The following is a 7,309-nucleotide window of genomic DNA, read 5'->3' as shown; positions in this document are numbered from 1 at the left end:
CTCTACGACGGCGTCAACTTCAGCCTGATCGGCACGGCAGTCATCAGCTCGGCCATCGGCACCAATGCCGTCATCTCCCCCGACGGAACGCGGCTGTACCGGCTGGTCACGGCCAACAACAACAGCCTGGTCGTCGACCACATCGACGTGTACGACACCACCCAGGTGCAGCCGGGCACCTCGGCGCTGGCGAAGCTGAGCCAGATCGCCGTGACGACGCAGGCGCTGGACTGCGGAGCGCAGCCGGCCTACGGCTGCGACGTGCGAGGCGCCTTCGTGATCAGCCCGCTGGGCGACACGCTGTTCTGGGTCGGCAACCAGCGGCTCGTGGTGTACCCGATTCCGAGCGCACTGTCGGGGATCCAGTCCGCGTCGCCGCGCCTGCTCAAGGCGACGACGCGCTGACCCGCATGCGGGTGGGCGATAGCGCATCGGCGTGGATGGCCTCGGCTCTGTACAGGTGGCTGGGCTCCTGGCCGGGAACATCGTCAAGACTTCCCGTCCGCCGCATTCCGATCTTCTCCAGGACGCGGATCGACGGGGTGTTGATGGGCCGGACGATGGCAAAGACCTCGGGCTTGCCCAGATCGAACAGGGCGTGCCGGAGCACGCGCTCGCCCAATTCCGTCGCATACCCCTGGCCCCAGGCGGCCGTGTGCAAGCGGTAGCCGAGATTCAACCTCTCGGTATCGACATAGTTGCGGTATGCCGCCCCGCCAAAGCCGATGACCAACCCGGGCTGCGACAGCGTCTCCACGGCGCACTGGCCAAAGCCCAGTCGATCCCAGTGATCGATCCAGCCGGCAAGGACGGTCGCTGCCTTCTCGATGTTGGGGTAGGGGCCGAACGGGTTGAACACGTTGGTTGCGGGATCACCATAGATCTCGAACAACCTGGGCAGGTCCCCTGGGGTGGGACGTCTGAGCATGAGTCTCGCGGTGGTAAGCATCGGCCGATGCTACCGTCACGGCGCCTCGTGCGGCGGCCACTTCATCATCGCTGGATTCCAGCTTCGCTCCATAGCCACCGGCTCTCCCTTTCTTTGCAGGCACCGTTCCTTCTCTCATTCTTGTCTTCAGATCGTCCCAGATGAAATTGTTGCTCCCGGCCGACTTGTGCAAGTCATCGAAAGTAAGCAACCCCCTTTGGGCGACGCCCCCGTTGCCGCTGTCCGCAGAACGACCAAAGAGATCATTGATGATCTTTCGCTGGGTGGTCATTCGTGGACTTGTGTCGATTCGCTGAATGAATGCGCCCTGGGCAGGCTCAGAAGAGCCGAGTGCTCGGCTCTTTCGTCCAAAGCTCGTCAGAAGATCTTGTCAGCCTCGCGGCGACGGCTCCATCGGTCAAAAGCTGACTTTGCGACTCCATCGTGCCGATGCGCCGCAACTGTCGGTCATCAGCCCGCTGGGCGCCCACAGCCTGTTCAGAATTCCGGCTCATCCGAATTGTTGCGCTGGGCCATGTAGGCGTTGTAGGCCTCGTCACGGGCGCGCGCGCGCTCGTCGGCCCCGCGCTTCTCCTGGCGCCTCTGGGGTGCGATGACCCAGGCATCGTAGAAGTCGAACAGTTCGCCAGCCAGGTCAGGCCACTTGTCGACGGAGACCTGGCTGGCCTTGCCGCCGCCGACCAGATTGCGCATTTCGAGCAGATGCAACGGCGCGACCATGCGCGGGTCGGCAGTGTCGRCATCGAGCTCGCCCATGGAATAGCTGTTGTGCCGCAGGAAGCCTTTCGACAGCAGGTCCTTGTTCGAGAGAACAACGCCCAGCTTCTGGTCGGCGCGGGCCACGTCGGCCTTGCTCACGCCGCCATGTTGCGAAGGTGCCGGCCACTCGCGCGGCGTGATGATGGACTGCAGCCATTGCCGGATCGTCGGCACCCGGTTCGTCGGCTTCAGCACATCGCCGACGTAATTGGGCAGCCCGTGCTTGAAGACCGGGTAGTCGAAATCGGCGGGAGCGGAGCTGCTCGCGGCAATGACGCCGTCCACCGTGAACCATTTCCGCGCATCACCCAGGGCGATGTACATCGCGTGGAAGTCGGACCGGTGCAGCAAGGTGAATTCGGATTTGACGTATTCGGGCTCCGCCCTCGATTGGTAGGTGAGGAGCAGATCGTTGATGGTGCGCAAGACCAAGCTTGTCAGGCCGACCACCCTTGCGTTGTCAACCCCCCTCACACCCTGTGCAAGCAGACTCTGGGCAAGGCGCGTCCCGGCGCCAGCCCAGTCGATGTGATCCGGGCCCTTGCCCTGCGACACGATCGGCAGTGACTCCTGCGGGTAGGTTTTGCTCAGCGATCCGCCCGGCCGGAGCGAGTTGCGGTACTTGACTGCCGGCTTCGGAGTAGACGCCGCGACGAGGAGTTCGTACATCCGCTCCATCGGGATGCCGAAGGTGACCTGGGGACGCGCCGCGAACGAGCTGTTGTAGTTCCCGATCTTGATCTTCGCCATGTCGGTGCCCTTGATGTTGACGCCCACCCGATCGGCGACATCGCCCACGCGCACGTAGTTCACCCATTCGACGAGAGACTCCTTGCTGCCCTTGACTTTCTCCTTGATGGCGATCCGGTCGTCAGGGCTCTGGCTTGTCGCCATCAAGTCTTTCGCCGCCCGGATGAAGGCCGTCATTTCGCCAATGGCGCCAAGCAGCGCGCCCCGGTCTGAGACCGGGTCCGTGACGAACTCCAGGTTGCTGCCGTCGGCATGAACCTGCCAGATCGCACCCGGCGCACGGTAGATCAGCGTCTTGTAGAAGAGCGTCTGGTCCATGTTGTTGCGCGCCGGCACGCCCGTCTCCAGCTCCATGCCCATGCGCCGCTGTACGACAGGACTTGCCGCAGAGGGGCGCGCGCGCGTGGGGCCGAAGGCCGCGTCAATGGCGCGACGCTGGGCTCGCATGCGCGGCGAGCGGTCGATGGCGGCCTGCAGGGCGCCAAGGCGCAGCGCCTGCGCGCGGCCGGGGCGAGGCCCCTCGTGCAACCCCGCTGATGCCGCAGGCTCGCGTTGCGGCTCACCGTCGGGGCCGGCTCGACGTTTCGTGGCGGCACTCATGGACGCTTGCTCCTTCGGGACGGGTGCGCAGGCCCGGCGCCTCGTCACGATAGGAGAGTGCAGGCGTTCGCGCCATCAGACGTGTGCTGAGATCGCGCTTCCGAATGTCTGAGGGTGGCTGGCCGGCGCGGGGCTCGCCGGTCAGTTCTGCGCCATCACGGCGCCTCGTGCGGCGGCCACTTGGCGCGGCCCTGGTTCAGCTGGGCCGCGGCGTCACCGTCTGCACCGAGCGACGGGATCGCGGCCAGCTTGCCGTAGACCTGCGGCGAGAACACGGCCTCGAGGTCGCCGACGTCGGCTTGCACGTTCAACGGCTGGCCCGTGGTGAGCTTCTTGTCGTCATGCGGGTCACCCGCCGATGGGTGCAGGCCCCAGGCGACATCGCGGCCCGGGCGCATCGCCGACATGCCTTGCGCGTAGACGCGCGTCACGCGCTCGATGCCTGCGTCGCCCGTGTTCCGCTCCGGCTCGAAGGTTCTCGGATGGACTTCGCCCGTCTGCGTCGACGCCTCGGCCCACTCGTCGGCATAGCCGCGCCGGTGCGCCGCGTAGAAGCCGCTGCCCTTGGCGGTGCCGCTGTTCGATCCGATGCGCGACGGATCCAGGCCGGTGCCGATGATGGACTGGCCCGCCGCATGGTGGGTGCCGTGGTAGCCGACGAACTCGTAGCCGGCCTGCGTGAGTGACTGATGCGCCGTCGTGACGGCTGCCGCATCCGGGTGCGCGCTGAGCAGCCCGTCGCGCGTGCCGTTCAGCCAGGGCTCGTTGAGCTCGGGTCGCGCACGCGCCGACGCATTGGGCAGCGGCGAGCGGGGCGCCATGTCGCCGAGCCGCAGGGCGGTGCCCGGTGGCGGGCGGTTGGTGAGGGTTTCCAGCTGGCCCAGGCTCTGCGAGCGGCCGCTCGGGCCGCGCGGGCGCTGCGTGGGGGCCGCGTTGTCCGACGGACCGGTGGAGCGGGGTGAGCCGATGGTGGGCGAGGGCGATCGATTGAGGCGATCCAGCATGGTCGCGTTCTCCTGCTGCGATGAGGTCGATCGATTCTTGGGTGCCCGCAGTGGGCGGCGGGGTGGCCTACCGAAGCTGCGGACGGCCTGACGAAGCGACGCGAGATGGCTGTCAGCGGGCCGCGTTTGGCTTGCACTCCGAGGAGACTCGCGCCCTGTACGCAGGCTCGCTCTCGCCCGACTCGGCGAAGAAGAGCCGGCGGCCCAGGTCCAGGACGCCGTCCGAGAGGCAGATGCGCTCGAACTGCAGCGCGTACCAACGTGTTGCCAGCGTGTCGAGCACCTTGATCTGCTGGATGTCTGCATCGGCCAAGCGCGCCGCTTCTTCCCTGAGCGCCTGGTAGTAGTCGACGGCCGCCTTCTCTTCGCCGACCAGGTCGGGCTCCAGCAGAAAGCGATCGATCTTGCGTTCGTCGATCAGCCGCTCCCAGATCACGGCCCGCATGAAGTCGAACAAGCCGCGGAGCGGGTAGCCCGCAAAGCGAGGCGCTCCGGGCTCGGAGTACGGGCGGTACCAGAAGGTGACCTTCGACTCGTGAACCGTCACGACGTTTTCATGGGGCGCGCACTCGCTCTCGCTGCAGGTTCCCTTGTCAGCGACGATTCGAACGGAGCGCGGAGGGTTGGCAGGCTGCGTGGCGTAGTGGTTCGCGATGATCCAGCGGAATGCCGATGGAACATCGTGAATGTCGGACGCGGATGGCATGGGAGCGCTGAAATCCGCCGGGCTCGGCGTGGTGTGACCAGGAGCCTCGGCATCGATCGCCGCTAGCGAAAGGGAAAGCAGAACCAGCGTCACGGCGACCTCCACGCCTGGGTGGCGTAGGCATCGGCGACCTCATCCCACCCGGTGTCATGGGTGCGGAACACGGCGTAGAAGCGCTCGTCGAGCGCGTAGAACGGATCCCAGTCGCGCCGCTTCTGCCCCGGCTGGGACGCGGGAAGGCGCTGTCGGCGAGCTTCGCGTTCGCGCGGATACGTCTCGCCGAAGAAAGCCATGGCTTCACGCAGAACGCCCGCCCACTCGACCAGGCCCATCGCTTGGAACGCGGCGGCGGATTCAGGCGCGAGAACGCCGGTGGAGTTGGCGAAGAGTTGGTGCAGGCCGCCGTTGTTGATTTCGGACTGGGCATAGTGCGCGGCCAGCAGTTGACCGACGCCGAGCGGCARGCGGTTGAACTGGGTGAGGAAGGCCTCGGGAGTGCCGTAGAGATCGACGGCGTCGAGATGTGACTCCAGGAGATCCCAGTAGGTCTTGGGTTGCTTGTTTTTGCCCACGGCGTGAGGCGCGAGAGATGAGAGCGCGATAGTAGTTGCTCGCGCGTGGTCATTCCCCCTCTCGCCGGGGGAGCGCTGCGATGTCCATGGCCCACGGCAGTGCCGAGCGGCACCAGATCTGCTTGCTCGGCACGAGCTGCCGGCGTTGATCGATGCAGCCGACTCTCAGCCCGTAGGTGTCGGGGGTCGCGAGGTCGTAGGTGAACAGCGGGGAGCCGCATTCGGGGCAGAACGACTGGGCGCGCTCGGCGCCGCTGTCGGCCGTCTTGATGTAGACCTTCGGCGTGCCGTGCTCGAGCACGAAGTTTTCGCGCCGCGTGCCGACAGAGACCCGGTAGGCGGTGCCCGTCAGCTTTTGACAGTCGGTGCAATGGCAGATGGTGACGCGGGCCGGATCGATTTCCGCGCTGTACCGGATGGCGCCACAGTGACAGGAGCCGGTGATCTTCATGACTCGGCTCGGGGCAATCCGGGTGCCGGGAGCCTGCGGTGACAAGGCCGGGAGCCGCTGCCTGAACAGCGCCGAGACCGGCGCACACCACATGAGAAGATCGCGGCACAACGAGGAGGGGGATTTTCATGACGGGAATGTGGTTTCGCTCGGCCATGGAGTGCTGCGACAGCGATCGCAGGTGCCGATGAAATTCTTGGCGGCACCTACCTTCGGTCGAACCTTTTCGGCTGCCCTGCTGCTCCTGCCGGGCATGGCTCTGGCGATGGGGGGCGAGGGCATCGCGGCCGACCTCCTTCGATCCGTCGCGATCGTCCTGGTTTGGCTGATCGCTTGCATTGCCTCATTTTTCGGGAAGCGACGCCGCTTTGGCGGCGTTTGGTTCGCTGCCTGGGCCGTTCGCCTCAGCGTGCCACTGCTCATTCTTTGGGGAATCCATGTCGATCCGCTGATCGAGAAAGCCAAGGACAAGGAACGCGAGCTGGCGACAAGCGCTGCCATTGATTCGTTTCAAGCCGCGTGCAAAGCCCATGCACCCCAACCTCAGATCGTCCAGGTGGCCAACACGGGCTCGCCGAAGATGATCTTCATTGATGAGGTCGACCTGTTCGGCCCCGAGATCACCTATCGGTTTGTCGGCTGCCTGCTGAGGAGTTCTCCTGCTTGCCAGGGTCTGAAGGTGGAGGCCGTGGAGTGGGCATTGCATCACTCCAGCGGATTTCGCCCCTGCGAGGCAGGACCTGACCCCCAACGCCCGGGCCAATGCCTTCCCGAATTCCATCGCACCACGCTCGACGCCGGGCGGGCCCAGGTCGCATCGATCGACAAGCCGATGTCCGAGTACCGCATTCGGGTGCGACAAGAGGCACCCGCCGTCAAGGAGGACCAGGTGCGCAGATTCCAAGTCACCTTGGAATCGATGGACACGAAGCAGGTTCTGGCTCGCAGTGAACTGCTGATGAGCTGGGTTTCACCTCCGTGCCAGGACGTCGTCGCCGAGGTATCGAGCATGTTGACTCACAGCTTTTCAGGCCGGTGAACGGCTGACGCGCCTGTACTACCTCAACATCAACAGCCGCTGCTTGAACAGCTGTGGGAATCGCGCGCGCCATTTCGCATTGGCCGGAGATGGGTGGGGCATCGGGTGCAGGCGCACGGTGCGCGCCAGGCCGGGCAGCGGCACTTCGATGCTCCGCTCGTACTTGGTGTCGCCCTGGTCCCAGAAGGCGTGAACCTTCTGCAGGGTCTCGCTGGGCTGGCCGATCCCGAACCAGAAGAACGCCTCGTTTCCGAACGTCACGACATCGCGGCCGCCCCACTGGTCGTGCATGAACTGCAGCAGCAAGGGCTGGCACGCGACCCGCACCGCCTGGCTCCAGGGCTTGTTGCCCTTGGGCTTGAACGGCACCGTGCTCATCCAGAAGAAGCGCTCGCCGATCTCCAGCCTGCTTTGCTCGCTGGGCTGGACTGACGGCGTGTAGAACTCCAGCAAGCCATTGCGCAGACGCTGCCCGGACT

General features: G+C 65.5%; 10 protein-coding genes. 2 read left to right on the top strand and 8 right to left on the bottom strand.

The window, feature by feature from the left end; all coding sequences use genetic code 11:
- Nucleotides 1–405 (top strand): hypothetical protein (locus AC1D12_RS19265; protein ID WP_477842286.1); only part of this gene is annotated, 405 nt, incomplete at its 5' end.
- On the opposite strand, the gene AC1D12_RS19260 is transcribed toward AC1D12_RS19265, so the two are convergent.
- From AC1D12_RS19260 to AC1D12_RS19230, 7 genes are all read right to left on the bottom strand, one after another.
- A complete protein-coding gene (locus AC1D12_RS19260; RefSeq protein ID WP_477842284.1) occupies nt 386–892 on the bottom strand; it encodes a GNAT family N-acetyltransferase in 507 nt (168 codons plus the stop codon). The two genes, AC1D12_RS19265 and AC1D12_RS19260, sit on opposite strands and share 20 nt — an antisense overlap.
- Nucleotides 873–1,220 (bottom strand): hypothetical protein, encoded by a 348-nt coding sequence (locus AC1D12_RS19255; protein WP_477842282.1) that lies wholly within the window; start codon nt 1,218–1,220, stop codon nt 873–875. Before AC1D12_RS19255 ends, AC1D12_RS19260 begins: the two co-directional genes overlap by 20 nt.
- A 206-nt stretch (nt 1,221–1,426) precedes the next feature.
- The gene (locus tag AC1D12_RS19250; protein ID WP_477842280.1) at nt 1,427–3,058 is read right to left on the bottom strand and encodes a hypothetical protein; all 1,632 of its coding nucleotides are present in this window, start codon (nt 3,056–3,058) and stop codon (nt 1,427–1,429) included.
- Between the two features lie 155 nt (nt 3,059–3,213).
- A complete protein-coding gene (locus tag AC1D12_RS19245; RefSeq protein ID WP_477842278.1) occupies nt 3,214–4,062 on the bottom strand; it encodes a poly(ADP-ribose) polymerase family protein in 849 nt (282 codons plus the stop codon).
- Nucleotides 4,063–4,174: 112 nt separating this feature from the next.
- Nucleotides 4,175–4,861: a hypothetical protein gene (locus tag AC1D12_RS19240; RefSeq protein ID WP_477842276.1), complete on the bottom strand. Its 687-nt coding sequence runs from the start codon at nt 4,859–4,861 to the stop codon at nt 4,175–4,177.
- Nucleotides 4,858–5,340, bottom strand: a complete 483-nt coding sequence (locus AC1D12_RS19235; protein ID WP_477842274.1) for a DMP19 family protein — start codon at nt 5,338–5,340, stop codon at nt 4,858–4,860. Before AC1D12_RS19235 ends, AC1D12_RS19240 begins: the two co-directional genes overlap by 4 nt.
- A 49-nt stretch (nt 5,341–5,389) precedes the next feature.
- Nucleotides 5,390–5,791: a GFA family protein gene (locus AC1D12_RS19230; RefSeq protein ID WP_477842272.1), complete on the bottom strand. Its 402-nt coding sequence runs from the start codon at nt 5,789–5,791 to the stop codon at nt 5,390–5,392.
- Between AC1D12_RS19230 and AC1D12_RS19225 the strand changes: the two genes are divergently transcribed.
- Complete coding sequence (locus AC1D12_RS19225) at nt 5,781–6,830, top strand: hypothetical protein (RefSeq protein WP_477842270.1); 1,050 nt, start codon at nt 5,781–5,783, stop codon at nt 6,828–6,830. The two genes, AC1D12_RS19230 and AC1D12_RS19225, sit on opposite strands and share 11 nt — an antisense overlap.
- 18 nt (nt 6,831–6,848) lie before the next feature.
- Here the strand turns inward: AC1D12_RS19225 and AC1D12_RS19220 are convergent.
- Nucleotides 6,849–7,309, bottom strand: a 461-nt coding sequence (locus tag AC1D12_RS19220) for a uracil-DNA glycosylase family protein (protein WP_477842268.1), incomplete at its 5' end; no start/stop codon positions are given.

The organism is Rhizobacter sp. P1_G5, from assembly GCF_056405435.1.
This window is presented reverse-complemented; position numbering and strand designations above follow the sequence as displayed.